The organism is Herbaspirillum sp. GW821-FHT09A12, assembly GCF_059418325.1.
On the sequence record NZ_JBWKPR010000007.1, the window covers coordinates 22,592 to 47,118 of the forward strand.

The window sequence follows — 24,527 nt, forward strand, 5'->3', positions numbered from 1 at the left end:
TGCTCCGAAAAGGGTCAGGCCGCCTGGGCCAATCGCTGCAGCGCCATGTCGCGCAGTTTCACGCGCTGGATCTTGGTGCCGTTGGAACTCTGCGTGGTGGGGAATTCGTCGACCAGCCAGATGTGCGCCGGCACCTTGAAGGCGGCCAGCGCGGCCGCTGCGGCGCGCAGCATCTCTTGTTCCGCCGGCCGGCTGCCGGGCGCGGCGATGACGAAGGCCACCGGCCGCGCCTGGTTGGCGATGTCGATGGCCACCACCTGCACATCGGCCACGCCGGACACGGTCTTGATCACATCCTCGATTTCCACCGGGCTGACCAGGTAGCCGCCCAGGCGCATGGCGTCGCCCTGGCGGGTCTGGTAGACGAAGCTGCCATCCTCGCGCAGGTAGCCGACGTCGCCGGTACGGAAGAAGCCCTCGGCATCGATGGCCTGGGCGGTGGCTTCCGGGTTGTTGAGGTAGCCGATGAAATTGGTGTCGCTGCGGATCTCGATGGCGCCGCTGTGGCCGACCGGCAGCAGTTCGCCGCTGTCGACATCGCGGATGCGCACCTCGGCGCCGAGGCCGTGGCTGGCCGGCATGCCGCCGCCCTTGATGCGTTCCTCCAGGGGCAGCGCGCGCTGCTGCAGCGAGAACAGCGCCTGCACTTCGGAGGAGCCGTACAGGCCGATCATCGGAATGCCGCGCGCCCAGGCCGCTTGCGTATATTCGACGATGCCGGGATGGAAGCAGGCAAAGCCGAACACGCGCGCGCTGGGGAAGGGCCGCTCGCCTTCGCCGTTCTCGATGATGCGGCGGAACATCTCGTCGCTGCCGAACACATGCGTGGCATGGTGCTGCCTGATCAGCCGCGCCGCGCCGGGGCCATCGAAGGTATCCATCACCACGATGGGCTTGCCCGCGGCAAACGCCGCCATCGCCGCGTTGAAACCGAACACGCCGGCGAACGGCAGCGCCGCCAGCAGGCGCACGCCTTCTTCCGTGAAGCCGTAGGCCGGGGCCACGCGCTGGCTGTGGAGGGTCACCGTGCGCTGCGGATGCAACACCAGCTTGGGGCCGGAGGTGGTTCCCGAGGTGGTGAACAGGATGCTGTGGGCGTCGGGCGCGGAGACGTCCGGCACATCGGCATGCGGCAACCCGGCCAGATCGAAGGCGACGGTGGGCTTGCCCAGTACTTCGGACGGTATGGCACTATCGGCGGCGCCGGCGGCGTCGACCACGACCACCTTCTTCAGGGTGCGGGCCGATTCGGCCGGCACGTCGCGCAGCACGGCGGGGAAATCGATCTTGCGGAAGTTCAGCTGCAGCACCAGCATGCAGGCTTGCGAGCGCTCCAGGATGTAGGCCAGCTCGTGCGAACGGTAGCGCGTGTTGACCGTCATCATGGCCGCGCCGATCCTGCCCAGGCCAAAGTACATCGCCAGCCATTCCATGCGGTTGACCAGCCAGACCGCCACGCGGTCGCCGGGCCGGATGCCTTGCTGCTGCAGCCAGGCCGCGGTGCGCCCGGCCATGCGGTCGAATTCACGGTAGGTGATGTGGCGCTCGCCATCGATGAAGGCGAGCGCATCGCCGCGCTCGGCGACATTGCGCGCCAGCAGCGCGGGCATGGTGAGGAGAAGGTCGGTAGCGGGCATGTCAGTACAGCTCCATCAGTTTCGCGTTGTCGTTCAGTTCCTCGGGCAGCGCCTCGCGGATGATGGCGCCGGACTTCATCACCACCACGCGGTCCGAGATCTTCAGGGCTTCTTTCACGTTCTGCTCCACCAGCAGGATGGCCATGCCAGTGTCGCGTTGCAGTTGCCGGATCGGCTGCAGCAAATCCTGGAACAGCTTGGGCGCCAGGCCGATGGAGGGTTCGTCCATCAGCAGGCAGCGCGGGCGCGAGAGCAATGCGCGCCCGATCGACACCATCTGCTGCTGGCCGCCGGAGAGGTTGCCGGCGCGGCGTTCATAGAATTGCTTCAAGGCCGGCAGCACCGACATCACCCAGTCCAGCCGCGCCGCGCGTTCGCCGGCGGGGACGCCGGCCGACCACAGGCCCATCTTCATGGTCTCGGCCACCGTCAGGCCGGGGAAGATGCCGCGGCCTTCCGGCACCAGCGAGATGCCGGCGGCGGTCAGGCGGCGCGGCTCCACGGCGTCCAGCGCCCGGCCGTCCAGCAGGATCTGGCCTGCCTGGCGCTGCACCAGGCCGAACAGGGTCTTGAGCAGCGTCGACTTGCCGGCGCCGTTATGGCCGATCAGGCACAGCACCTCGGCCGGACGCAAGCCGAAGTCGAAATCGCGCAGCACCGGGCGGCCGCCATAGCCGACTACCAGGCCGCGCGTTTCCAGCACCAGCGGCTGCGGTTCGTGATTGGGTTGCGCGCTCATGTGTTCTGGTCTCCGAAATAAATGGCCGCCAGGTGCGGATCCTTGAGCACCACATCGGGCAGGCCGTCGGCCAGCAGCTTGCCCTGGTCGAGGAAGGCGATGCGGTCGGAAATGCCGACCACGATGTCGAGGTTGTGTTCGATGATGCACACCGTCACGCCCTTCTTCACCTCGGTGCGCAGCAGGTCGAGGAACAGTTCGTAGGAACTGCGGTCCAGGCCCGAGGCCGGTTCATCGAGCAGCCAGATGTTGGCCTCGGCGGCCATGATGCGCGCCATGCTGAGGAACTTGCGCTCGGCATAGGCCAGGTCGATGGCGCGCGTGTGCGCCTTGGCGGCCAGGCCGGTGCGCTTGAGGATGGCTTGCACCTTCTCGCGTCGCCGGTTGCGCGCGGCGCGCCCGCCCGGCTGCCAGATCCAGGAAGTCGGCTCCATCACGGTCAGCACGTTTTCTTCCACCGTCATGTGGTTGAACAGGCGCAGGTCCTGGAAGGTGCGGGCGATGCCCATGCGGCTGATCTGGAAATGCTTCTTGCCGAGCACCGACTGGCCGCGCCACAGGATGTCGCCCGACTCCGGCACCAGGTGGCCGGTGATCTGGTTGAACAGCGTGGTCTTGCCGGCGCCGTTGGGACCGACCAGCGTGGTCACGATGCCGGCGCGCAAATCCAGCGAGACATCGTTGGTGACCTTCAGCCCGCCGAAGCTCTTGTTCAGGTTGCGGATCGACAGCAGCACTTCCCCGCCCGGATCCTGGCCGGCGGCCTGCAGCGCGCCGCGGTTGTGTTCGATGATGGCGTTCATGCGGCTTGCTCCTTGGTAGCGCGCGGTTTGCCGGAGCCGACGATGCCGCCCGGCCGGTAGATCATCAGCAGCACCATCGCCAGCCCGTAGGCGATCTGCTGGATCGAGCCGATCTCGGTCTGCGGCAGGAAGGACATATAGCTGAACACGCCCGGCAGCAGCATCAGCAGCACGGTGCCCACGATCGGCCCGAGCAGCGTGCCGGTGCCGCCGATGATGACCATCGCCATCAGCAGCACGGAAGTGTCCAGCATGAAGCTCTCGACGTTGATGAAGCCCATGTAGAACGCGTACAGCGCGCCGGCCACCGCCGCCAGCATGGCCGAGATCACCACCGACATGGTCTTGATGACGGCCACGTTCTTGCCGAAGGCGTGCGCCGCCGATTCGCTGTCGCGGATGGCCTTGAGGTTGCGGCCGAAGGAGGAGCGCAGCAGCACGCTGGTGACCAGCAGCACCGGGATCAGGCAGCATACCGCCAGCAGCAGGAACTGCACCGGGTCGGCCACGGCATGGCCGAAGATGTCGGCCGGCGGGATGCCGATCATGCCGCCCAGGCCGCCGGTGACCGATTTCCATTCGGAAAACACCGTCACGCCCAGCACCTGCAGGCCCAGCGAAGCGGCCACGAAGTATTCGCCGCGCACGCGCAGCGCCGGCAATGCCAGCACCAGCGACAGCAGCCCGGCCACCACCATCGCCACCGGGATCACCAGGAAGATGGAAGCGCTCACATTCAGCGCGAAATACGCCGCGCTGTAGGCGCCCACGCCGAAGAAGATGGCATGCGCGATCGAGAAGATCCCGGCGTAGCCCATGATGAAGTTGAGGGTGATCGCCAGTACCGCGTTGATGCACATGAGGGTGGCGAGATTAAGGATATAGGCGAGCATGGCAACCTCAGCTGGCAGTGGCCCGGCCGAAGAAACCGGAAGGGCGGAACAGGATGAACAGGAACAGCACGATGAAGGTAATGGCTTCGCTCCACTGCGGCTCGAACCAGGCCAGCGCCAGGTTTTCGGCCAGCCCCAGCAGCAGGCCGGCGCAGGCCGCGCCGCGCAGGCTGCCGACGCCGCCGACGATGGTGGCGGCCAGGCTGATGAGCATGACGTGGTGGCCGATGGCCGGGTTCAACCCGGAGCCGGCCGCCGACAGCAGCGCCGCCGGCACCACCAGCAACGAGCCCAGCGCGAACACCGTCATCGACAGGCGCCGCGGCGACAGGCCGTAGGCGCGTACCAGCTCGGGGTTTTCCGACAGCGCGCGCATGGCCATGCCGGTATGGGTGCGCATCAGGAACAGTTGCAGCGCGAAGAAAAACACCAGCGCGATGACGATGGCGATGCCGGCCAGCGGCGAGACGAACAGGCCGGGCAGCATTTCGACGCTGCGCGAGAGCGGCGTATTGACCGACACGAAGCTGCGTCCGAACAGCATGCCGCACAGGTTCTGCACCACGATGCCCACACCGAAGGAGGCGACGAAGACGGTGAAGAAGGAGCCTTCATGTTTCTGGATCGGCAGGTAGACGAAGCGGTTCAGCGCCAGGCCGAACAGGATCGCCGCCGCGCAGGCACCCAGCACCGCCACCGTCCAGTGCAGCTGCATGATCGCCAGCAGGTCGTAGAACACGTAGGCGGCGATGGTGAAGGTCGAACCGTGCGCGAAGTGGAAGATGCGGGTGGAACCGAAGATCAGCGAAAAGCCGACCGCGATCAGCGCATACAGCGCGCCTACCTGCACCCCGTTGATCAATAGCTGTAGCAGCAGCATGTCTTTGTCCTTGCGCCGCCGTCCCGCATGCGCGGGCCGGCGGCATCATTGCATCCGAAGCGGAATGGTCCCGCTCACTTGGCCGCGGCGCTGACCACCTTGCCGCCCTTGCCGTCGATCTCGTTGATTTGCATCGGCATGGTCACGGTGCCGTTCTCGGCGAAGCTCACCTTGCCGCCGACCAGGTCGAAGGTCTTGCTCTCGATGCGCTGCTTCAGCAGGTTCTCGCCGGTGATCGGCTGGCCCTTCTTGACCAGCTGCTGCGCCAGCAGGCCGAACATGCGTACCGCGTTGTAGTAGTTGGCGATGTAGGCGGTCGGCATCTTGTTGTACTTCTTCTTGTAGTCGTCGACGAAGCGCTTGGTCACCGGGTCCTGCGAATTCCAGTCGATGTTCTGCGAGGTATAGAGCGAACCGGCGGCCTCGGGCTGGGCATTGATCTCCGGGATCGAGAAGGCGGTGTAGCTGGCCAACTGCTGCTTGATGCCGTTGTCGCGGAACTGCTTGACGATCTGCGACTGCTGCGACCCGTAGGAGGCGATGTAGATCACGTCCGGATTGGCCGCGCGCACGCGCGCGGCGATGCCGCCGAATTGCTGCGCCGTGGCGGGGACCGACAGCGCCTCGGCCAGCTTGCCGCCGGCGGCCGGCAGCGCGCTTTCCATTTCCTTGCGGATAGCTTGTCCGAGCGGGTCGTCGATATAGACCAGCACGAAGTTCTTCATCTTGCGCTCGTTGACCAGGTAAGGAATGATGGCGCGCACTTCATAGTTGGCCAGCGGGATGATGTTCCAGAAATAGGGGCCCAGTTCGGCCAGGTCGGGGCCGACGCCGCCGCCATTGACCGCCACCGTCCTGGTGCGGGTGGCGATGGTGGAGATCGCCTTGGAGACGCCGGTGAACGCCGACAGCACGTACGGCACCTTCTGCACGTTGACCAGCTTGTTCATGCCGATCACGCCTTGTTGCGGCAGCGCCTGGCTGTCCTCGTACTGGATAGCCAGCTTGCCGCCCAGCAGGTTGTCGGCGTTGATGTGCTCGGCCGCCAGGTTGGCGCCGGAGCCGAAGATGTCGCCGTAAGAAGCGTTCGGGCCGCTCATCGGGAACAGTGCGCCGATGGTCACGTCGGCGGCATGGGAGGCGGCCGAAGCCGCCAGTACGCAGGCCAGGACGCCCGCTTGGATTGCCTTGCTGAACTTGGTCATCATCATCTCCTTCGTTTCCTGTTATGGTCGGCGCCGTTCCCGCGGCAGCCGTCTTTTTCTTCCTGTGCGGCCGGGCGATTGTGCGCCGGCCAATTGCCGTGTGCTTGCTGCTGCGCTGCTGCCTTCGGTCTACCGCCCTTTGAATACGGCACTGCGTTTTTCGCGGAATGCGGCCGCGCCTTCCTGGTAATCATCAGTATTGCCGAGCAGGCGCTGCGATGCCGTTTCCAGGTCCAGCTGCTGCGCCAGGGTGTTGCTCTGGGCGGCGTAAATGGCGTGCTTGGTCAGGGCCAGCGCGCGCGTGGCCGATTGCGCCAGTTGCGCCACCAGCGCGCGGCTGGCGGCGTCGAATTCATCATCCGGCACGCAGCGCCAGATCAGGCCCCAGTCGGCGGCTTGCTGCGCTTCCAGCTTGTCGTTGAGCAGGCACAGCGCCATCGCGCGCGCCGTGCCGATGCGCTGCGGCAGGAACTGCGAGGCGCCGCCATCGGGCATTAGCCCCAACCTGGTGAAACCCTGCAGGAAGTAGGCCGAGCGTTTGGCGATCACGATGTCGCAGGCCAGCACCAGGGTCGCGCCCACGCCTACCGCCAACCCGTTCATGGCGCACACCACCGGCGCCGGCAGCGCGCGCAGGCGCAGCATCAGCGGCTTGTAGTAACGCTCCAGCGCCGCGCCCATGTCGCGCTTCTGGCCGTCCGGCAGCGGCTTGCGGTCGCCCTGGTCCTGGCCGGCGCAAAAGGCGCGGCCGGCGCCGGTGATGACCAGCACGCGCAATGCCGGGTCATGCTCGATGCGGTCGAGGAAAGCGGCGATGGCGTCGTGCATCGCATCGTTGACGCTGTTGAGCCGGTCCGGCCGGTTCAGCGTGACGGTCGCCACGCCATCGGCGAACTCGCACAGCACGGGAGGCTGATCCATGTCGCTGGCTCCGTTCTCAGCCGCGCAGGTGGGCGCTGGCGCGGTCTTCGATCTCATGCCACAACCGGTAGGACATCGGCGACTGCGATTCTTCCAGGATGTGGCCCACCAGGCCGATGGCGCGCGCCATCACGCCGAAGCCGCGCACGATCTTCCAGGGGAAGCCGAACTCGCAGCAGATCGCGCCCAGCGCACCGGTGGCGTTGATCGGCAAGACCTTGCCGGTGGCGCGTTCGGCCTCGGCCTGGATCAGTTGCACCAGCTTGACGTACTTGCCGGCCATGCCGTTTTCTTGGGCCAGCTGGAACAGGCGCGGGGTGCGCGGATCGATGGGCTTGTGCAGCGGATGGCCCAGGCCGGGGATGGCCTGCTTGCGGGCGCGGAAACCGGCCACGGTCTGTTCGGCCAGCGCCTGCAGGTCGGGCTGGTCGCCGGCGCCTTCAAAGGCTTCGTACAGCATCTTGGCCGAGCCTTCGGTGGTGCCGACGAACACCGTGCCCAGCCCGCACAGGCCGGCGGCCACCGCCGCCTGCAGCGATTCGGGCGCGCCGGCGTAAGTCATGCGGGCGGCGATCGCGCTGGGGGTGATGCCGTGCTCGACCAGCGTGATCAGCAGCGCGTTGAACATGCGCGACTGCTGCGGCGTGGCGGTCTTGCCGGTCAGTTGCAGGTAGGCGAAATCGCCCAGGTTCATCTTGCCGAGGATTTCGTTGGGGAGATCCTTGCCGCGCACCACGATGCGGTCGGGGGTGCTGTAGGCGATGTCGGATCTGATGTCTGCTGTCTTGCCGGTCATGTCGTTCTCCGTTGTGCTTGCGGTATAGGTGGTGTCAGGCGGCGATTTCGGCCGTGCCGTTGGCCAGCACGACCTGGTTGCGTTCGAGCGCGCGCGACTGGAACTGCAATTGCGTACCGTCGCGCCAGATCTCGGTGCGGATGGTTTCGCCGGGATAGACCGGCGCTGAAAAACGTGTTGCGAGCGCGCGCAAGCGGCTGGCGTCGTAATCGCAACAGCTGCGCACCAGCGCATGGCAAGCCACGCCATAAGTGGCCAGCCCATGCAGGATGGGCGCGGAAAAGCCGGCGCGGCGCGCGGTTTGCGGGTCGGCATGCAGCGGATTGCGGTCGGCTGACAGGCGATACACCAGCGCGCTCTCGGGGCGCGTCGGCAATTCGCACACCAGGTCGGGCTCGCGTCCGGGCACGGCCGGCATGGCGGGCGGGGTGGCGTCGCTGGGCTGGCCTTGTTCGGCAAAACCGCCGTCGCCGCGGCAAAAGCTGGTCTGCTCGACGGTGGCCAGCAATTCGCCGGACGGGTCGCGCAGTTCGCGCTCGACGATCAGCAAGGCGCCCTTGTCGCGGCCCTTGTCGACGATCGCCTTCACGCGCGATACGCCGGTGACCGTGCCCGCCGATGGCAGCGTGCGATGCAGGCGCAGGCGCTGTTCCCCGTGCACGACCTTCAACAGGTCGACGCCGGCTTCCGGCGCGCCCATCCACAGGCCGGGGTGGGCCAGGATCACCGCCATGCTGGGCATGGCCTGCAAGTTCTTCTCATAGACGAAGCGCAGCGCGCCTTCACCGTCAGGCAAGGCCGCCGAGGCGCCTACGCCGATGCCCAGCGCGTACAGCATGCTGTCGTCTGCGCCGTAGCTGTGCTGCAGCACCGGGAAGTTCCAGTTCTTCAGCTTGTGGTAGTCGATGGCCATGGCTGTGTTTCCTTTGCCGCCGCGCTTACACCGGGTCCCACTGGAACACATCGGCCGAACGGTCCAGCGGGATGAAGCTGGCCTTCAGCGCCGGGATCGCATGCTCGGCCACCGTTTGCGGCGTCCAGCCTTCGGCGCGGTGGATCGAGCGCAGCGGGCGCGGCTGGCTCATCAGGAAGATCTCGTTGTTGCGCACCGTGAAGACCTGGCCGTTGACATCGGCCGCCGCATCGCTGGCGAGGTAGGCCGCCAGCGGTGCGATCTTGTCCGGCGTCATCTGCTTGATCTTTTCCACGCGCGCCTGCTGCTCTTCGCTCTTGACCGGGATCGAGCTGATCATGCGGCTCCAGGCGAAGGGGGCGATGCAGTTCGAGCGCACGTTGAATTTCTGCATGTCCAGCGCGATCGATTTGGACAGCGCGGTCAGGCCCAGCTTGGCGGCCGAATAGTTGGCCTGGCCCAGGTTGCCGATCAGCCCTGAGGTGGAGGTCATGTGCACCAGGCTGCCCGACTGCTGTTCGCGGAAATGCATGGCGGCGGCGCGGCTGACGTGGTAGGCGCCGTACAGGTGCACCTTGAGCACGGCGTCCCATTCGTCGCCGCTCATCTTGTGGAACAGCGCGTCGCGCAGGATGCCGGCATTGTTCACCACGCAATCGATGCGGCCGAAGGTCTGCACCGCCTGTTCGACGATGCGTTCGGCGCTGGCGGCATCGGCCACGCTGTCGGTGTTGGGGGCGGCGCGGCCGCCGGCGGCCTTGATCTCATCGGCGACCTGCTGCGCCGGGCCGGTGCTGGCGCCCTCGCCGGCAAGCGAGGCGCCGATGTCGTTGACCACCACGGCGGCGCCCTGGCGCGCCATCGCCAGTGCGATCTCGCGCCCGATGCCGCCGCCCGAGCCGGTGACGATGACTACCTTGCCTTCCAACATGCGTGCATTGCTCATGGCTGTGTTTCCCTGTTCGGAAACGATGGACAAGGCTGCGCCCTGCGGGCGTCCTCGCATTCTCGTTTCGGTTGGCTGGTGGCGGCGGCGCGCCTGCATGGATTGCCGCCTTAGTTTCTTCCGCACTGCTGCCGGGCGGAAAAAACCTGTCTCTTATTGCGTTGTTTCTTGGTGTTTTGCCGGAAGGCCGTGCGATGCTTCCGGTGCTGCGATGTGCGTATAGTCTGGAAGCGGGGAAGGGGTGTCAAGCAGGGTTTTGACGGTGTTCCGTACAACGGAATATGGCCGACCCTTCCAAAACATGGCGCGACAGGTCTGGGTATTGCGTCGTTGCATCTTGCGCTGCGGGATAAACCGATGCGCATGGCGTAAATTGAAGCAAGGCGGGCCATATACAGGGCTGTTGCGGCTTTTTCTTCATCGCCGCGACGACTGGCGCGGCGCAGCAATGAATGTTCGCCATTCAAAATGGTATTGAATATTTCAAAGTACGGAACATAAAATATTCATCGGTTGACCCTGCCGCGGCAGCTGCCGCATGGTGTCGGCAGAGCGCGAAAAAATACGCTTGCAGGTTAGCGCGCGGCAGAAAAAAGATGCGCATCCACACGCAGATGCACGGCAAGACAAGGAGACCCAGTGAATTTCGCCATCTTGTATGTAGAGCGCATGGTGCGGCATGAAGGGCGCGCATGAAGACGGCCGCGCGCAAGCCGGCGCGGCGCGTCAAGGACGTGCGCATCGTGCTGCGCGCGCCCAATCCCCCTGAATACCGCAACGGCAATACCCCGCTGCGCGCCGATGCGTCGGCGCCAGGCACCATCAAGCCGATCGAACGCGGCTTCGCCGTGCTCGATGCCTTCCTCGGCGAGGCCGACTGGCTGGCCAACCAGGACATTGCCTTGCGCACCGGCTTGCCCAAGGCCACCGTCTCGCGCCTGGCGCAGACGCTCGCCGCGCTGGGCTACCTGACCTACAGCGAGCAGCGCCGCAAATACCGCTTGGCGGTATCGGTGCTCACGCTCGGCTTCGCCGCCATGGTCGATACCGATGTGGTGCTGCAGGCGCGTCCGCTGATGCAGAAGCTGGCCGACGACAATGGCGTGTTTGTCGCGCTCGCCGGCCGCGACGGCCTGGACATGATCTTCTTTGAAAACTGCCACAGCGCATCCAACACCGCCACTGTCGGCCTGGGCGTGGGCGAGCATATGCCGATGGCGTCATCGCCGGTGGGCTGGGCATTGCTGGCTTGCCTGCACGAGAACGAACGCGGCTACCTGCTGGACCATATGCGGCCCTACCATAAGCGCGACGAGTGGATGGCGGTGCGCCAGAAGCTGACCGACGCCGAAACCCAGATCGGCGAGAAATCGTATTGCGTCTCTGCCGGCGACTGGGGACCGGACATCACCGTGGTGGCCACGCCGCTGAAACTGGCCGACCGCTTGCCGATGGTGCTCCTGTGCGCCGGCCAGTCGCGCACGCTGACCAAGGCGCGGGTGGAGCAGAAGGCCGGCCCGCAGTTGCTGGCGATGCGGCGGCAGTTGCAGGAAATGGAGGCGCAACGTGCGCAAGCTTGAGATATCGCGGCGAAGCAATGGGCGCAGTGGGCACAATGGGCGCGCCGAAGACGCCGCCTTGCCCGATGTGGTGCATGACGATGCCGCAGCCGCTCCGGAAGCGTCGGCCGGCACCCATACACTGGAGCGCGCGCTCAAGCTGCTCAAGGTATTCCATGGCAGCGCCAAGCCGCTCACGCATGCCGAACTGGTGCGCCGTACCGGCTATTCGAAAGCGTCGGTGTCGCGCCTGAGCGCGACCCTGGTGGCCTTGGGCTATCTCGACCGCGCCCCGGACGGCGTGCGCGTGCAGATCGGCGTGCGCGGCCTGCGGCTGGGCCACAAATATCTGGCCAACAGCCCGGTGCCCGACATCGCGCGGCCCATCATGCAGGAGTTCGCCGACCGCTACGACATGTCGGTCGGACTGGCCGTGGCCGACCAGCTCGACATGGTCTACCTCCAGTACTGCAACAGCAGCAAGATCGCCACCCTGCGCCTGGGCGTGGGACGGACGGTGCCGATGGCGCTCAGTTCCATCGGCCGCGCCTATGTGTGGTCGCAACCGCCGCAGCAGCGCCAGCGCCTGCTGTTTTCGATCTGGAAGAAGAGCGGCGAACACGGCCCGCAGGTGGTGGCGAAGATGGAGCGCGCCTTCGGCGACCTCGATACCCACGGCTATTGCCTGGCGGCCGGCGAATACCAGCGCGACACCTTCGCCATCAGCGTGCCGCTGGCGCTGGGCGCGCCGCCCCTGATGATGGGTCTGAACTGCAGCGCCGTGGGGCCCTTGCCCGACCGGCTGATGATCCGCGATGAGCTGGCGCCGGCGCTGATGAAGACTGCGCGCCGGTTGCAGCTGGAACTCGACGCGGTCGACAGCAGCCTGTTCTGACGCCGTCCCATGCCATGCACGTTTTGTTATTTCGTTATTTTGTTATTGCGGCAGCTGCTGCGCTTTCCATTTCTTCCACAGCCGGCGGACCTTCTCTTCGCCGTCGCTGACCTGCGCGGCCAGGAAGCCGCGCGCATAGCCGATGCCGGAAGCCAGCGGCGGGTGCTTTGCCTGCAGTTCGTCCAGCAGCTTGTTGGCGACCGAGATGTCGTTGAGCAGGCCCAGTTGATCCTGCAGGCGCGACAGCGCCTTGAGGTAGGGCTTGCTGTTCTTTTCCCGGTACAGCGCCTGGAAGAATTCGGTGTCGTAGCGCATCCGCTTGGCCGCGATGCGGGCGCGGTGGCGCGAACGGGGATCGTCTTCCATCTTGCTGCCGCGCTTTTTCATGCGCTTCTCGTCATGGCGCAGCATCTCGCGCGCGAAGCGCGACAGCGGCCGTTCCAGCGCCGCCAGTTGTCCCACGGTCATCGTTGCGCGCCATTGCGCGGCCAGCATCCAGCGGCTCAAGTGCAGTGCCAGCGCGGTGTAGCGGGGCGATGCCACAACTTCTACTGCGGCCTGGTGCATCGCCCGCGCCTGCTTGTAGGCCGCGTCCCGCACCGCAGCCAGGCCGGGCGCATCGGCCGGTCCGGCCGGCACCGACGCCAGGGTGGCGCCGGCCAGCACGTCCCAGTCGCGGGCGGCGCCGATGTGCCGGGACAGCCATTCGAATTCGCCCGCCAGCGCATCCGGCAACGCGATCTCTGCGCCAAACAGCGTGAAGGCCGAGCGCAGGCGGCGCAGGCCGACCCGCATCTGGTGCAGGCGTTCCACATCCCGGGCGTCGCCATCGGCGATGTCGTTGGCCTGGATCTGCTCCACGCAATTGCCGACGATGGCGCTGAAGGCTTGCTCCACGCTCATCTTCTTGGACAGCGCCAGCGCGGCCGCCTTGGTGACGTTGCTGACGTTGCTGGCGTTGCCGGCGGGCAGGCTGCCGGCGGCCCGGTGGTACAGCGTGTAGCCGCGCTGGGCCTTGCTCTGGATGCCGATGCGCAGCGGGATGTCCTGCAGCAGTTGCAGCGCGAAATCGAACAGCGCCAGCGGGCTGCCGGCCTTGAGTTCGAGTTCGATCTCGCACACCCGGGTTTTCAGGTCGCCATGTTCGACCGTGCCGCGGTCGAGCACGAACTCCACCTCGGAACCGTCGGGCAGCTTCAAGTCCCACAGCATGCGCTTGATGTTGGTGGCGAAGATGGGGCGGATCCGTTGGGCCAGGTCGGACGTAAAGACCAGCCTGGCCCATTTGGCGTCGGCCGGCACCATCTCGCGCAGCGCCGCGAGGTCGGGCTGTTCGCCCGCGACCTGGGACTCCCATTCGTTGCGCTGGTGCAGGCCGCCCTGTACGCCGCCGCCGGCTTTCAGGGTCTGGATGTATTCGCCGCCGGTGCGCCGCACGCGCAGGCCGGCGTCGTTGCGGCGCAAGTCGTTGCCGGGAGTATCGAAGTACACGCCGGTCTGGTCCTTGGTGCGCGGCGCGGCCAGCGCATGGCGCGCCAGCAGCGGATGCCTGATCAGTGTCTTGACGTGCCCGGGGGCGAGCAGCAGTTTCAGTTCGGTTTCCATGGTGGAAGAAGATAGTGAGGGTGGATTCCCAGTGTGCATGCCTGCGTTTTAAAACGGCAGGCCTGTGCCGTCAACAATCCCGCACGTCCGTATTCGCGCGGGACAGTTCCCGTTCGATCGAGGCCCGGTAGCCTGCCGGCAGGTTTTCCGGAAGCGCATCCGGCGCGAACAATCCTATCCGCTGGTGTTCATGGCTGATATCCGGCGCGAAGGCGCCGGCCAAGGCGCAGCGATAGGTGGCGATGAACACCCGCTTGCCGGGGATCACCTCGAACATCCAGGCGTCGATGATGGCGCCGACCTGGACTTTCAGGTTCAGCTCTTCTTCAATCTCGCGCGCCAGGCATTGCTGCGGCGTTTCGCCGTCTTCTATCCGGCCGCCGGGCAGTTCCCATTCGTTGCGTTCGTTTTCCAGCAGGACGATCCTGCCATCCGGCGCCTGCAATACACCCTTGATCGAGACCGGGTACATCGCCGGCCTCAGCGCTTGAGCGCGCGTGCGGCCGGCTTCGCGGCGCCGGCCAGCTTGCCGCCCTTGTAAGGCACGCGGCCCGAGGGCACCACCACCGCCGCGGTTTCGACATGGCCTTCCTGGTCGTCGAAGAACATATGGGCGCCGAAGGCTTGCAGCACGTCGGTTTTCTTCAGGCCGCCGAGGAAGAAGGCTTCGTCGACGTTGACGTTCCAGGTGCGCAGCGTGTGGATCACGCGCTGGTGCGCCGGGCTGTTGCGGGCGGTGACGATGGCGATGCGCACCGGGCATTCCTTGGGCGGAAACTGTTTCTGGATGGCGGAGAGCGCCAGCAGCAGCTTGGCGAACGGGCCTTCCTTCATGGCTTTCTTGCGGTGGCGCTGTTCGTGTTTGGCGAAGGCCTCCAGGCCTTTCTCGGCGAAGATGCGTTCGGACTCCGGCGAGAACAGCACGGCGTCGCCGTCGAAGGCGATGCGGATCTGGTTTTCCGGCGCGCTGTATTCGACCGGCGCGGTGTAGAGCTGGGCGGCGGCGACGCCGGCGTCGATGGCTTCCTGTACGTCGCCGGTATCGCGCGAGAGGAACAGGTCGATCTTGAAGGCCTGCAGGTAAGGCGCGGTCGGGCCGCCGCCGGTGAAGGCCGCGCGGCTGATGTCGAGCTTGTGGGCGGCGATGGCGTTGAAGGCGCGCAAGCCGGTGTCGGGCGTGTTGCGCGAAATGACCACCACTTCCACCAGGCGGCGTTCGGGAATCAGGTCGTTGAGCCGCAAGAGCGCCTTGACCAGCGGGAAGGCGGTGCCGGGTTCCAACGCATCATTTTCGTGGGTGCGCTGGTAGTCGGCATAGACATCCACCCCTTGCTCGTCATAGATGGCGTTTTCGGCTTCGAGGTCGAACAGGGCGCGCGAGGAGATTCCGATGACGAGTTTGTCTGAAAGGTCGTAGGGCATGAAGGCATTTCCGTGTAACTGGCTGGGTAAGCCGTGATTGTAGAGCGGCCCAGGCGGGGCAAAGTCGGCTAAATCGCCAGTTATATGAAATTTTAATGTCTGAGGTGAACCTGCCGATATAACTGATTAACATCGTTTAATTGTATTTATTTATCTCAATTAAAGGCTGTTTCTCCCGGTAAAAAGAAAAAATCGCGTTGCCGAGCCATTGATAAATTTGTATGATGACCGGATAACCTTACGATAACGACGCGAGACAGCATGTTTCAGAAAATCCCCGCGCAAGCGCTCAGCGACACGGTTGCCAGGCAGTTGCTGGAGAACATCGATGCCGGCGCTTTCCCCCGTGGCAGCAAGCTGCCGACCGAAGTGGTGCTGGCGCAGGAGTTCGGCGTCAGCCGCACGGTGGTGCGCGAGGCGATCTCGCGCCTGAAGCATGAGGGCGTGGTGGAACCGCGCCAGGGCAGCGGCGTTTTCGTGACGGAGCAGGCGGGCATCAAGCCGCTGCGCATTGACTATGCTGAAGTAAGTTCGCCCGATGCGGTGCTGCAGATCGTCGAGCTGCGCCGCGCCATCGAGGCGGAGGTGGCGGCCCAGGCGGCCAAGCGCCGCACCGGGGAAGACATCGCCGCCATCGACGCGGCGCTGGCGCGCATCGGCGCCGATGTGGCGGCCGGCGGCGACGGCGTGGCAGCCGATGTGGCTTTCCACCGCGCGCTGGCGCAGGCCACGCGCAACCCTTACTTCATCAAGACGCTGGAGTTCCTCTCGCAGTACCTGGAGGCGGCCACGGCGGTCACGCGCGGCAACGAAGCCCGCTACGAGGATTTCTCGCGCCAGGTGCGCGAGGAGCACGAAGCCATCGTCGAGGCGATCCGCGCCGGCGACGAGATGGCGGCGCGCAACGCGGCGCAGACGCATATGTTCAATGCGGCGCGCCGTTTGAGCCAGGGGCAAAGTTAGTTTTTCCCAACAAGGATTCAGTAACAGGCGACGCCGGCCTCGAGCCGGCGTCACATCATCAACCGGCGCAGCGGTCTGCATCACGATAATGGCAGCGGCGCCTTTTGCTTCTCAGTGGAGACAACAATGTCCAAGAATGTGGGTGTGATCGGTTTGGGTGCGATGGGCTTCGGCGTCGCCAGCTCCCTGTTGCGTGCCGGCTTCAATGTGCATGCCTGCGATGTGCGCCGCGAAGTGCTGGACAAGTTCGCCGCCGCCGGCGGCGTGGCCTGCGCCAACCCGGCCGAGCTGGCCGGGGCGGTCGACGTGGTGATCACGCTGGTGGTCAACGCGGCCCAGACCGAAGCCGTGCTGTTCGGCGAGAACGGCGTGGTATCCACCTTGAAGCCCGGCAGCGTGGTGATCTCCAGCGCCACCGTGGCGCCGGACTTCGCCGTCGAGCTGGGCAAGCGCCTGGGCGAGAAGGGCCTGCTGCTGCTGGACGCGCCGGTTTCCGGCGGCGCCGCGCGCGCCGCTTCCGGCGAAATGACCATGATGACCTCCGGCCCCGACGAGGTGTACGCCAAGATCGAAGACGTGTTGCAAGGCATGGCCGGCAAGGTCTATCGCCTGGGCAACGCGCACGGCATCGGCTCCAAGGTCAAGATCATCAACCAGTTGCTGGCCGGCGTGCACATCGCCGCTTCCGCCGAAGCGATGGCCCTGGGCCTGCGCGAAGGCGTGAACCCGGATGCGCTGTACGACGTCATCACCCATAGCGCCGGCAATTCCTGGATGTTCGAGAACCGCGTACCGCACATCCTCAACGGCGATTACACGCCGCTGTCGGCGGTCGACATCTTCGTCAAGGACCTGGGACTGGTGCTCGATACCGCCCGCCGCAGCAAGTTCCCGCTGCCGCTGTCGGCCGCTGCCCACCAGATGTTCATGATGGCATCCACCGCCGGCCACGGCGGCGAGGATGACTCGGCCGTGATCAAGATCTTCCCGGGCATCGACCTGCCCGCGGCCAAGGCCAAGTAAGCAGTCAAGCAGCGCCGATTGGCATCAATGAGTATCGAACAGATTCCGGAGTCCACCATGTCCCAAGCCAAACCACTGCTCGGCTGCATCGCCGACGATTTCACCGGCGCCACCGACCTGGCCAACATGCTGGTGCGCGGCGGCATGCGCACCGTGCAAACCATCGGCGTGCCGGCCGAGATGCCTGCCGCAGTTTCTACATTGACCGCTGATGCGCTGGTGATCGCGCTCAAGTCGCGCACCATCCCGGCCGCCGAGGCCATCGAGCAATCGCTGGCCGCGCTGCGCTGGCTGCAGCAGCAGGGCTGCACGCAGTTCTTCTTCAAGTACTGCTCCACCTTCGACTCCACCGACGCCGGCAACATCGGCCAGGTGACCGATGCATTGATGCAGGAACTGGGCGTGGACTTCACCATCGCCTGCCCGGCCTTCCCGGAAAACGGCCGCACCATCTATCGCGGCTACCTGTTCGTGGGCGATGCGCTGTTGAACGAATCCGGCATGGAAAACCATCCGCTCACGCCGATGACCGATGCCAACCTGGTGCGCGTGCTGCAGCGCCAGACCGCATCCAAGGTCGGCCTGGTGCGCTACGACGCGGTCGCCCGTGGCGCGTCCGCCGTGCAGGAGCGCTTTGCCGCGCTGCGCGCCGATGGCGTGAAGATGGCCATCGCCGACGCGGTCTCTGACAAGGACCTGTTCGCGCTGGGCGAAGCCTGCGCCGAACTGAAGCTGATCACTGGCGGTTCCGGCGTGGCCCTGGGCCTGCCGGAGAATTTCCGTCGCGCCGGTTTGTTGCACGCGGCCGGCGAAGCGGCGCAGTTGCCCAAGGTCGACGGCCTGTCCGTGGTGCTGGCCGGCAGCGCCTCCAAGGCTACCAATGCCCAGGTCGCCGAATGGAAGGCCAAGCGCCCGTCGTTCCGCATCGATCCGCTGGCGCTGGCGCGCGGCGAAGACGTGGTCGGCCAGGCGCTGGCCTTCGCCGACCAACGCATCAAGGACGAGCCGGTGCTGATCTACGCCACCGCCACCCCGGACGAAGTCAAGGCGGTGCAAAAGGAATTGGGCGTGGCCAAGGCCGGCCATATCGTCGAGCAGGCGCTGGCGTCCATTGCTTCTGGTTTGAAGCAACGCGGCGTGCGCCAGTTCGTGGTGGCCGGCGGCGAGACCTCCGGCGCGGTGGTGCAGGCGCTGGACGTGCGCGCGCTGCGCATCGGCCCGCAGATCGATCCGGGCGTGCCGGCCACGGCCACGCTGGATGAACAACCGGTGGCCCTGGCGCTGAAGTCGGGCAATTTCGGCACGGTCGACTTCTTCGAGAAGGCGCTGCGCGTATTGGCGGGGAAGACGGCATGAGCAACGAAGCCAAACTGCGCGAAGAGATCTGCCGCATCGGCGCATCGCTCTACCAGCGCGGCTACACCGTCGGCTCGGCCGGCAACATCAGCGCACGGCTGGACGACGGCTGGCTGATCACGCCGACCGATGCCTGCCTCGGTTTCCTCGATCCGGCCGCGATCTCCAAGGTCGATGCCGGCGGCAACTGGGTGGCCGGCGACAAGCCGTCCAAGACCCTGGTGCTGCACCGCGCGGTGTATGACAACAACCCCGAGATGCATGCGGTGGTCCACACCCATTCCACCCACCTGGTCAACCTGACCATCAAGGGCGTGTGGAAGGAAGAGGATGTGCTGCCGCCGATCACGCCTTATTACGTGATGAAGGTCGGCCATATCCCGCTGATCAAATATGCCCGTCCCGGCGCGCCGGAAGTGGCAGAACAGGTCGCCAGGATCGCCACCCGGGTGCGCGGCGTGCTGCTGGAACGGCTCGGCCCGGTGGTATGGGAAAGCTCGGTCTCCAAGGCCGCCTTCGCGCTGGAGGAGCTGGAAGAGACGGCCAAATTGTGGCACCTGTCCGGTGGCGCCACGGGGCTGGAAGAGTCGGCCCTGCAAGAGCTGCGGGACGTATTCAAGGCGCGCTGGTAGCGCTGGTAAGCGGCCCGCATAAAAGATTGTCAGCAACAAGCATGGCGGCGCTGCCTGCGCCGCCATCCGTTTTCCGCGCCAGGCCGGCCGGAAGATGCAAGAGCCGGCGCCAGACCGGACGATCAATGTCAAGGGACGCAGTCTGTCGTTTGCCCGCCAGCCTGAGCGCCCATCCATATTGAATCCATAAATTGCCTGCATGCGAATGCAGGCGTCAAGCAACCAGCGGCCGCCACGAATGGCCGAATATTTCTTAGGGAGATGTCGCAGCATGACCACCGCAACCACCACTGGCGTCGCAAGCAGCGCCAACGATCAGGCCAGGGATGGCCTGTACAAGAAAGTCTTTTGGCGCATCATGCCGTTCCTGATGCTGTGCTACGTGATCGCTTACCTCGATCGCGTCAACGTCGGCTTCGCCAAGCTGCAGATGTCGGCCGACCTGGGTTTCTCGGAAACCGTGTTCGGCCTGGGCGCCGGCCTGTTCTTCATCGGTTACTTCCTGTTCGAAGTGCCCAGCAATGTCCTGATGCACAAGGTCGGCGCGCGCATCTGGATCGCCCGCATCATGGTCACCTGGGGCATCCTGTCGGCCTGCTTCATGTTCGTGCAGACCCCGACCCAGTTCTACGTCCTGCGCTTCCTGCTGGGCCTGGCTGAGGCGGGCTTCTATCCCGGCATCATCCTGTACCTGACCTACTGGTTCCCGTCGCACCGCCGCGCCAAGGTGATCGCGGTGTTCATGTCCGGCATCCCGGTCGCGGGCATCCTGGGCAACCCGCTGTCGGGCTGGATCATGGACGCCTTCCACGGCAGCAGCGGCATGCAGGGCTGGCAGTGGATGTTCGTGATCGAAGCGATCCCGGCCGTGCTGATCGGCCTGGTCACGCTGTTCTACCTGGACAACGACGTCAAGAGCGCCAAGTGGCTCTCCGACGATGAGAAGAAGCTCCTGCAAGCCGACATCGACGGCGACCAGAAGGGCAAGGAAAGCGGCCACAGCTTCGGCGACATCGTCAAGGATGCGCGCGTGTGGCTGATGTGCCTGATCTACTTCTCGTTCGTCATGGGCCAGTACGGCCTGACGCTGTGGATGCCGACCCTGGTCAAGGCCACCGGCGTGAGCGGCAACCTGCAGATCGGCCTGCTGTCGGCGATCCCGTTCGGCTGCGCCATCGTCGCCATGAACCTGATCGGCCGCAGCGCCGACCGCAAGCGCGAACGCCGCTGGCACCTGGTGGTGCCAGCCATGATGGGTTGCGTCGGCTTCATCGGCGCGGCGCTGTTCGCCGACAATACCGTGATCTCGATCGCCTCGCTGTCGCTGGCCGCCGCCGGCGTGCTGACCTGCGCGCCGCTGTTCTGGTCGCTGCCGACTTCGTTCCTGTCGGGCGCCGCCGCGGCGGTGGGCATCGCCGCCATCAATTCGGTGGGCAACCTGGCCGGCTTCGTCAGCCCCTACCTGATCGGTTACTTCAAGGACCTGACCAAGAGCAACGCGATCGGCATGTACATGCTGGCCGTGATGCTGGTGGTGGGCGCCATCGCTACGCTGGTCACCAAGCCCAGCGTGGTCAACAAGTAAGGACATGGCCGGTTCCGACTGAGCGGAGCCGGCCGCGCATCAACATTCAAGGAGAGCACGATGCTGCGTTTTGCCGCCAACCTGAGCATGATGTATGTCGAACATGACTTCCTGGACCGTTTCGCCGCCGCCGCGAAGGACGGTTTTCCGGGCGTCGAATTCCTGTTCCCGTACGACTACCAGCCTGAGGAAATCAAGTCGCGCCTGGAGGCCAACGGCCTGACCCAGGCGCTGTTCAACGCGCCTCCGGGCGACTGGGCCGGCGGCGAGCGCGGCATCGCTTCGCTGCCCGGCCGCGAAGACGAATTCAAGCGCAGCATCGAGACCGCGCTGAAGTACGCTGCGGTGATCGGCAACAAGACGCTGCACGTCATGGCCGGCCTGATCAAGCCCGAGCAAGACCGGGCCCGGCACCGCGCGGTGTACCTGGACAACCTGTCCTACGCCGCCCACCAGGCCGAGTCCGCCGGCATCACGGTGGTGATCGAGCCGATCAATACCCGCAACATCCCGGGCTTCTTCCTGAACCGCCAGGATGAGGCGCAGGCCATCTGCGCCGAGATCGGCGCGGAGAACCTGAAGGTACAGTTCGACTGTTACCACTGCCAGATCGTCGAAGGCGACGTCGCCGTCAAGTTGAAGCGCGACATGGCCGGCATCGGCCACATCCAGATCGCCGGCGTGCCCGAGCGCCACGAGCCGGACGTGGGCGAGCTGAACTATCCCTACCTGCTCAAGCTGATCGACACGCTCGGCTACCAGGGCTGGATCGGCTGCGAATACAATCCTGCCGGCGCCACCTCGGCCGGCCTGGGCTGGCTCAAGGCGATCGCGGCACAGGGACTGACGCAGCTGAAGGCTTGAGCGCGGCGCTTGCGGCAGGCCACAAACAAAAAGCGGAACGCATGTGCGCGTTCCGCTTTTTTCTTGCCCGCAGGCGAGGCGAGGGAAGCTGGCGCCGTCGCCGCGCCATCACAGGGGCACGTTTTTGGCCTGCTCGGTCACCGAGTCCTTGTAGCGGCATTTGACGCAGGTGGCGTAATGCCATACGGCCGACGCCAGCGGGTGCATGCCTTCCTTCTGGCCGCAGCGGCGGCACATCAGATTGCCCTGTTCAGGGATGTTCATTGTTGATCCAGGTCGAATGACGCAGGCCGCCGGCGCATGCGAATGCATATGCCCGGCGGCAAGCGCCCAAGCCTGCGATTCTACTTGCTGTTGCGTATCTTTGCGCGCGGGCTTGTCCGCGCTGCTGCCGTTGTGCAGATGCAAAGTAAAGGCGCGTTCGGTGCCTACGGTGCGGCCGGCGCCATGCCGCTTGCCCCGGTTCATGCAACGGCTTGGCCTGCCCGGGGCCGCGGGGATGAGTGATAACCGTCATCGCCAGCATCGGCGCAACATGTTAAGCTTGCCGCCTCAACATGACCCAATCCCGGTTCGCTCTGATGGAGACGTTTTTGTACAGGCATCGCTCAAATGCCGGAGACAGGAATCGGACAGGCAGTTGAATCCGGCAGGCACATTGAGCCAGGCTTGGTGTGCGTTGTGGCCAACGTCGGCCACACCCGGCAAAGTGTTGCGTACCCAGCGGTGGGCGCAATGCGGGTGGAATGGCAGGAGTGCTGCGCTTGACCTTTCAGGCTGGGCAGCCCTGGCATCCGCAAAGCCGGTTGTCTGAAATCCCCAAGTTCATGCAGGCATGCGCCATCGGTGACGAAAGTGCACTTTTTGGCCGTCGCATCCTGTATTTGTCATTTTGGCAAGCTTGGGGGCGGATCTCTCTTCATCAAACATGGATTAGAAAATGTTGAAAAAATCCTACCTGGCATTGCTGGGTTTTGTATTTGCGCTGGTGCTGGCACCGGCTTCGCAGGCGGCCGACGTCAAGAAAGTCGACGTGCTGCTGATCGGTGGCGGCATCATGAGCTCCACCCTGGCGGTCTGGCTCAATGAGCTGGAACCGGGCTGGTCGATGGAAATGGTGGAGCGCCTGGACGGCGTCGCCCAGGAAAGCTCCAACGGCTGGAACAACGCCGGCACCGGCCACTCGGCGCTGGCCGAGCTGAACTACACGCCGGAGAACAAGGAAGGCAAGATCGAGATCGCCAAGGCCATCGAGATCAACGAAGCCTTCCAGATCTCGCGCCAGTTCTGGGCCTGGCAGGTCAGGAACAGCGTGTTGAAGAACCCGCGTTCGTTCATCAACTCGACCCCGCACATGAGCTTCATCTGGGGCGACGACAACGTGACGTACCTGAAGAAACGCTATGAAGCGCTGCAGGCCAGCCCGCTGTTCGCCGGCATGCAGTATTCGGAAGACCACGAGCAGATCAGGAAGTGGGTGCCGCTGATGATGGAAGGGCGCGACCCCAAGCAGAAGCTGGCCGCCACCTGGACGCCGCTGGGCACCGACGTCAACTTCGGCGAAATCACCCGCCAGTTCGCCGCCTACCTGCAGACCCGCCCTAATTTCACGCTCAAGCTTTCCAGCGAAGTGCGCGACATCACGCGCAATGCCGATGGCACCTGGCGTATCGGCTACAAGAACCTGAAAGATGGCAGCACCACCGAGACCGACGCCAAGTTCGTCTTCATCGGCGCCGGCGGCGGCGCACTGAAGCTGCTGCAAAAGTCCGGCATTCCCGAGGCGCGCGAGTACGCCGGTTTCCCGGTGGGCGGTTCCTTCCTGGTGACCGACAATCCGGTGGTGGCCGAACGCCACCTGGCCAAGGCCTACGGCAAGGCCTCGGTCGGCGCGCCGCCGATGTCGGTGCCGCACCTCGATACTCGCGTATTGGACGGCAAGCGCGTGATCCTGTTTGGCCCCTTCGCGACCTTCTCCACCAAGTTCCTCAAGGAAGGCTCGTATTGGGACCTGTTCTCCACCACCACGACGCACAATGCCTGGCCGATGGCCAAGGTCGGCATCGCCGAATACCCGCTGGTGGAATACCTGGCTGGCCAGCTGATGCTGTCGGATGACGAGCGCTTCGCGGCGCTCAAGGAATATTTCCCCAATGCCAAGAAGGAAGACTGGCGCCTGTGGCAAGCCGGCCAGCGCGTGCAGATCATCAAGCGCGATGCAGACAAGGGCGGCGTGCTGAAGCTGGGCACCGAGATCGTGGTCGCCAAGGATGGCAGCATCGCCGGTTTGCTGGGCGCTTCGCCGGGCGCATCGACCGCTGCGCCGATCATGCTCACCGTGCTGGAAAAGGTGTTCAAGGACAAGGTTGCCACGCCCGCATGGCAAGCCAGGATCCGCGAGATCGTGCCGAGCTATGGCACCAAGCTCAACGACCATCCCGACCAGGTCGCCAAGGAATGGGCCTACACCAGCGGCGTGCTGCAACTGACGCCGCCCCCGGTCATCGCGCCCAAGCCGGCGCAGCCCGAAGGCAACAAGGCCAGCCTGGACAAGCCGAAGGAAAACGCGGCGGCCGACATGGCGCTGTGAGCGTGATGGCCTGATGCCAGGCAAATAAAAGTAAAGACAGCCGAGGCTGCCATGCCGTCCAGTGATTCACTGGACGGCATTTTTATTTGTACTGTTGCAATATGCCGCCCGTCAGGATTGACTCATCAGTAGCGCGCTGCGCATTGGCGCCAATAGTGGATTTCCCGATAAAAAAATACAACAGATGCCATTTTAATTTTTTGATCTCATCTAAAAAATTGCTTCTATAAACAAAGGTGAAGTCATGAAGAATCAGAAGCATTAATGTCTGTGCATCCGACTGAAAGTACGGATCCTCAA

At 64.9% G+C, this 24,527-nt stretch carries 23 protein-coding genes; 9 read left to right on the plus strand and 14 right to left on the minus strand.

Annotation, left to right across the window (positions count from 1 at the left end):
- Positions 1-14 precede the first annotated feature (14 nt).
- The 10 genes from AC07N6_RS15730 to AC07N6_RS15775 all read right to left on the minus strand — a co-directional run bounded on the left by AC07N6_RS15730 (position 15) and on the right by AC07N6_RS15775 (position 9,718).
- Positions 15-1,637, minus strand: a complete 1,623-nt coding sequence (locus AC07N6_RS15730; RefSeq protein WP_494782874.1) for an AMP-binding protein — start codon at positions 1,635-1,637, stop codon at positions 15-17.
- A gap of 1 nt (position 1,638) precedes the next feature.
- Positions 1,639-2,376 carry an ABC transporter ATP-binding protein gene (locus tag AC07N6_RS15735; RefSeq protein ID WP_494782873.1) on the minus strand — a complete coding sequence of 246 codons (738 nt, stop codon included), beginning with the start codon at positions 2,374-2,376 and terminating at the stop codon, positions 1,639-1,641.
- Positions 2,373-3,179, minus strand: coding sequence for an ABC transporter ATP-binding protein (locus AC07N6_RS15740; protein ID WP_494782872.1), 807 nt, complete (start codon positions 3,177-3,179; stop codon positions 2,373-2,375). Before AC07N6_RS15740 ends, AC07N6_RS15735 begins: the two co-directional genes overlap by 4 nt.
- Positions 3,176-4,072, minus strand: coding sequence for a branched-chain amino acid ABC transporter permease (locus tag AC07N6_RS15745; RefSeq protein ID WP_494782871.1), 897 nt, complete (start codon positions 4,070-4,072; stop codon positions 3,176-3,178). Before AC07N6_RS15745 ends, AC07N6_RS15740 begins: the two co-directional genes overlap by 4 nt.
- Positions 4,073-4,079: 7 nt before the next feature.
- Positions 4,080-4,952, minus strand: coding sequence for a branched-chain amino acid ABC transporter permease (locus AC07N6_RS15750; RefSeq protein WP_494782870.1), 873 nt, complete (start codon positions 4,950-4,952; stop codon positions 4,080-4,082).
- A gap of 74 nt (positions 4,953-5,026) precedes the next feature.
- Positions 5,027-6,157 (minus strand): ABC transporter substrate-binding protein, encoded by a 1,131-nt coding sequence (locus AC07N6_RS15755; RefSeq protein WP_494782869.1) that lies wholly within the window; start codon positions 6,155-6,157, stop codon positions 5,027-5,029.
- Between the two features lie 129 nt (positions 6,158-6,286).
- Positions 6,287-7,078 (minus strand): enoyl-CoA hydratase-related protein, encoded by a 792-nt coding sequence (locus AC07N6_RS15760; RefSeq protein WP_494782868.1) that lies wholly within the window; start codon positions 7,076-7,078, stop codon positions 6,287-6,289.
- Between the two features lie 16 nt (positions 7,079-7,094).
- On the minus strand, positions 7,095-7,874 hold the full coding sequence (locus AC07N6_RS15765; RefSeq protein ID WP_494782867.1) for a citryl-CoA lyase: 780 nt from the start codon (positions 7,872-7,874) through the stop codon (positions 7,095-7,097).
- Between the two features lie 34 nt (positions 7,875-7,908).
- Entirely contained in the window at positions 7,909-8,787 is an 879-nt protein-coding gene (locus AC07N6_RS15770) for a MaoC/PaaZ C-terminal domain-containing protein (protein WP_494782866.1), read from the minus strand.
- 25 nt (positions 8,788-8,812) lie between these two features.
- Positions 8,813-9,718 (minus strand): SDR family NAD(P)-dependent oxidoreductase, encoded by a 906-nt coding sequence (locus AC07N6_RS15775; RefSeq protein ID WP_494782899.1) that lies wholly within the window; start codon positions 9,716-9,718, stop codon positions 8,813-8,815.
- A 707-nt stretch (positions 9,719-10,425) separates the two neighbouring features.
- Here AC07N6_RS15775 and AC07N6_RS15780 point away from each other — a divergent pair.
- Positions 10,426-11,313 (plus strand): IclR family transcriptional regulator, encoded by an 888-nt coding sequence (locus AC07N6_RS15780; RefSeq protein WP_494782865.1) that lies wholly within the window; start codon positions 10,426-10,428, stop codon positions 11,311-11,313.
- Positions 11,300-12,187, plus strand: coding sequence for an IclR family transcriptional regulator (locus tag AC07N6_RS15785; RefSeq protein ID WP_494782864.1), 888 nt, complete (start codon positions 11,300-11,302; stop codon positions 12,185-12,187). The genes AC07N6_RS15780 and AC07N6_RS15785 overlap by 14 nt, the downstream gene beginning before the upstream one ends.
- A 42-nt stretch (positions 12,188-12,229) precedes the next feature.
- Here the strand turns inward: AC07N6_RS15785 and AC07N6_RS15790 are convergent, their stop codons facing one another.
- The 3 genes from AC07N6_RS15790 to AC07N6_RS15800 all read right to left on the minus strand — a co-directional run bounded on the left by AC07N6_RS15790 (position 12,230) and on the right by AC07N6_RS15800 (position 15,214).
- Positions 12,230-13,792 (minus strand): CYTH and CHAD domain-containing protein, encoded by a 1,563-nt coding sequence (locus AC07N6_RS15790; RefSeq protein WP_494782863.1) that lies wholly within the window; start codon positions 13,790-13,792, stop codon positions 12,230-12,232.
- 70 nt (positions 13,793-13,862) lie between these two features.
- Positions 13,863-14,264 carry an NUDIX hydrolase gene (locus AC07N6_RS15795; RefSeq protein ID WP_494782862.1) on the minus strand — a complete coding sequence of 134 codons (402 nt, stop codon included), beginning with the start codon at positions 14,262-14,264 and terminating at the stop codon, positions 13,863-13,865.
- 8 nt (positions 14,265-14,272) lie between these two features.
- The gene (locus AC07N6_RS15800) at positions 14,273-15,214 is read right to left on the minus strand and encodes a 5'-nucleotidase (protein ID WP_494782861.1); all 942 of its coding nucleotides are present in this window, start codon (positions 15,212-15,214) and stop codon (positions 14,273-14,275) included.
- Between the two features lie 261 nt (positions 15,215-15,475).
- On the opposite strand from AC07N6_RS15800, the gene AC07N6_RS15805 reads away from it, so the two are divergent.
- From AC07N6_RS15805 to otnI, 6 genes are all read left to right on the plus strand, one after another.
- Entirely contained in the window at positions 15,476-16,177 is a 702-nt protein-coding gene (locus AC07N6_RS15805; RefSeq protein ID WP_494782860.1) for a FadR/GntR family transcriptional regulator, read from the plus strand.
- A 114-nt stretch (positions 16,178-16,291) separates the two neighbouring features.
- On the plus strand, positions 16,292-17,200 hold the full coding sequence (ltnD, locus tag AC07N6_RS15810) for an L-threonate dehydrogenase (protein ID WP_494782859.1): 909 nt from the start codon (positions 16,292-16,294) through the stop codon (positions 17,198-17,200).
- A 57-nt stretch (positions 17,201-17,257) separates the two neighbouring features.
- Positions 17,258-18,556, plus strand: coding sequence for a 3-oxo-tetronate kinase (gene otnK, locus AC07N6_RS15815; protein WP_494782858.1), 1,299 nt, complete (start codon positions 17,258-17,260; stop codon positions 18,554-18,556).
- Positions 18,553-19,188 carry a 3-oxo-tetronate 4-phosphate decarboxylase gene (gene otnC / locus AC07N6_RS15820; protein ID WP_494782857.1) on the plus strand — a complete coding sequence of 212 codons (636 nt, stop codon included), beginning with the start codon at positions 18,553-18,555 and terminating at the stop codon, positions 19,186-19,188. The genes otnK and otnC overlap by 4 nt, the downstream gene beginning before the upstream one ends.
- Before the next feature lie 271 nt (positions 19,189-19,459).
- Positions 19,460-20,773 (plus strand): MFS transporter, encoded by a 1,314-nt coding sequence (locus AC07N6_RS15825; RefSeq protein WP_494782856.1) that lies wholly within the window; start codon positions 19,460-19,462, stop codon positions 20,771-20,773.
- Positions 20,774-20,833: 60 nt separating this feature from the next.
- A complete protein-coding gene (gene otnI / locus AC07N6_RS15830) occupies positions 20,834-21,637 on the plus strand; it encodes a 2-oxo-tetronate isomerase (RefSeq protein ID WP_494782855.1) in 804 nt (267 codons plus the stop codon).
- A gap of 108 nt (positions 21,638-21,745) precedes the next feature.
- Here otnI and AC07N6_RS15835 read toward each other — a convergent pair whose 3' ends face one another.
- A complete protein-coding gene (locus tag AC07N6_RS15835; RefSeq protein ID WP_494782854.1) occupies positions 21,746-21,901 on the minus strand; it encodes a hypothetical protein in 156 nt (51 codons plus the stop codon).
- A gap of 676 nt (positions 21,902-22,577) precedes the next feature.
- Between AC07N6_RS15835 and mqo the strand changes: the two genes are divergently transcribed.
- Complete coding sequence (gene mqo, locus AC07N6_RS15840) at positions 22,578-24,227, plus strand: malate dehydrogenase (quinone) (RefSeq protein WP_494782853.1); 1,650 nt, start codon at positions 22,578-22,580, stop codon at positions 24,225-24,227.
- Positions 24,228-24,527: the final 300 nt, after the last annotated feature.

What these genes read in the sequence shown, in the direction of transcription:
- AC07N6_RS15730 (WP_494782874.1), bottom strand. Translation starts at nt 1,637, where the DNA reads ATGCCCGCTACCGACCTTCTCCTCACCATGCCCGCGCTGCTGGCGCGC.
- AC07N6_RS15735 (WP_494782873.1), bottom strand. Translation starts at nt 2,376, where the DNA reads ATGAGCGCGCAACCCAATCACGAACCGCAGCCGCTGGTGCTGGAAACG.
- AC07N6_RS15740 (WP_494782872.1), bottom strand. Translation starts at nt 3,179, where the DNA reads ATGAACGCCATCATCGAACACAACCGCGGCGCGCTGCAGGCCGCCGGC.
- AC07N6_RS15745 (WP_494782871.1), bottom strand. Translation starts at nt 4,072, where the DNA reads ATGCTCGCCTATATCCTTAATCTCGCCACCCTCATGTGCATCAACGCG.
- AC07N6_RS15750 (WP_494782870.1), bottom strand. Translation starts at nt 4,952, where the DNA reads ATGCTGCTGCTACAGCTATTGATCAACGGGGTGCAGGTAGGCGCGCTG.
- AC07N6_RS15755 (WP_494782869.1), bottom strand. Translation starts at nt 6,157, where the DNA reads ATGACCAAGTTCAGCAAGGCAATCCAAGCGGGCGTCCTGGCCTGCGTA.
- AC07N6_RS15760 (WP_494782868.1), bottom strand. Translation starts at nt 7,078, where the DNA reads ATGGATCAGCCTCCCGTGCTGTGCGAGTTCGCCGATGGCGTGGCGACC.
- AC07N6_RS15765 (WP_494782867.1), bottom strand. Translation starts at nt 7,874, where the DNA reads ATGACCGGCAAGACAGCAGACATCAGATCCGACATCGCCTACAGCACC.
- AC07N6_RS15770 (WP_494782866.1), bottom strand. Translation starts at nt 8,787, where the DNA reads ATGGCCATCGACTACCACAAGCTGAAGAACTGGAACTTCCCGGTGCTG.
- AC07N6_RS15775 (WP_494782899.1), bottom strand. Translation starts at nt 9,718, where the DNA reads ATGTTGGAAGGCAAGGTAGTCATCGTCACCGGCTCGGGCGGCGGCATC.
- AC07N6_RS15780 (WP_494782865.1), top strand. Translation starts at nt 10,426, where the DNA reads ATGAAGACGGCCGCGCGCAAGCCGGCGCGGCGCGTCAAGGACGTGCGC.
- AC07N6_RS15790 (WP_494782863.1), bottom strand. Translation starts at nt 13,792, where the DNA reads ATGGAAACCGAACTGAAACTGCTGCTCGCCCCCGGGCACGTCAAGACA.
- AC07N6_RS15795 (WP_494782862.1), bottom strand. Translation starts at nt 14,264, where the DNA reads ATGTACCCGGTCTCGATCAAGGGTGTATTGCAGGCGCCGGATGGCAGG.
- AC07N6_RS15800 (WP_494782861.1), bottom strand. Translation starts at nt 15,214, where the DNA reads ATGCCCTACGACCTTTCAGACAAACTCGTCATCGGAATCTCCTCGCGC.
- AC07N6_RS15805 (WP_494782860.1), top strand. Translation starts at nt 15,476, where the DNA reads ATGTTTCAGAAAATCCCCGCGCAAGCGCTCAGCGACACGGTTGCCAGG.
- otnK (WP_494782858.1), top strand. Translation starts at nt 17,258, where the DNA reads ATGTCCCAAGCCAAACCACTGCTCGGCTGCATCGCCGACGATTTCACC.
- otnC (WP_494782857.1), top strand. Translation starts at nt 18,553, where the DNA reads ATGAGCAACGAAGCCAAACTGCGCGAAGAGATCTGCCGCATCGGCGCA.
- AC07N6_RS15825 (WP_494782856.1), top strand. Translation starts at nt 19,460, where the DNA reads ATGACCACCGCAACCACCACTGGCGTCGCAAGCAGCGCCAACGATCAG.
- otnI (WP_494782855.1), top strand. Translation starts at nt 20,834, where the DNA reads ATGCTGCGTTTTGCCGCCAACCTGAGCATGATGTATGTCGAACATGAC.
- AC07N6_RS15835 (WP_494782854.1), bottom strand. Translation starts at nt 21,901, where the DNA reads ATGAACATCCCTGAACAGGGCAATCTGATGTGCCGCCGCTGCGGCCAG.
- mqo (WP_494782853.1), top strand. Translation starts at nt 22,578, where the DNA reads ATGTTGAAAAAATCCTACCTGGCATTGCTGGGTTTTGTATTTGCGCTG.